General features: G+C 67.3%; 1 protein-coding gene. It reads right to left on the bottom strand.

The annotated features are described in order from the left end of the window. The coding region (locus tag PKKP23_RS33945; RefSeq protein WP_161978211.1) for a hypothetical protein at positions 1-560 on the bottom strand (560 nt) is incomplete at both ends.

The raw sequence follows: 560 nt of genomic DNA, 5'->3' as shown, positions 1-560 counted from the left end.
CATGCCGCCGGTCTCCAGCTTCGCGCGGCAACGGCCGTACTCCGTGACGTACATGGCGATCCCCTCCAGATTCTGCTGGTACGTCACGACCTGTTCATCAGTCAGGAGCAGCGGCGAATCCGGACCGCCTTCCCGCGCGTGCGAGGTCGCCGCGATGACCAGCGCGCCCATCGCGCCAACAAAGCCCTGCATCAGCCTGCCCGTCAGCCACAGCTCCCGGGCCGCCGGCAACGGACGCTGCGGGTCCTTCCCGAACTGCCGCACATCGCTGGCCAGCGCGCGGATTCTCCGGTGCAGCGTCCAGAGCGGATAGTAAGGATCGCCAAACAGTTCCGCCGCCCGCTTCGGGTCATGTGCCTCGAAGATGTGCGGATCCTCGTGCCCGAAGAATGCTTCCTTTCCAGGCGGCACGGCGGGCATCCGCGCATCCAGTGCATCCAGTGAATCGACCGCTTCGGGCAGGCCCGTGACGAGCCTGTCCCCGCATGACCGGTACGGCTCCACGCCATAGGGATCCGTATCCGTCGGGCCGGCGCTGGCCGCCTGCATCGACAGTGCGG

Origin of the sequence: Paraburkholderia kururiensis JCM 10599 = LMG 19447, assembly GCF_003986935.1 — a bacterium.
In the GTDB taxonomy this organism is placed as follows: Bacteria; Pseudomonadota; Gammaproteobacteria; order Burkholderiales; family Burkholderiaceae; genus Paraburkholderia; species Paraburkholderia kururiensis.
This window is presented reverse-complemented; position numbering and strand designations above follow the sequence as displayed.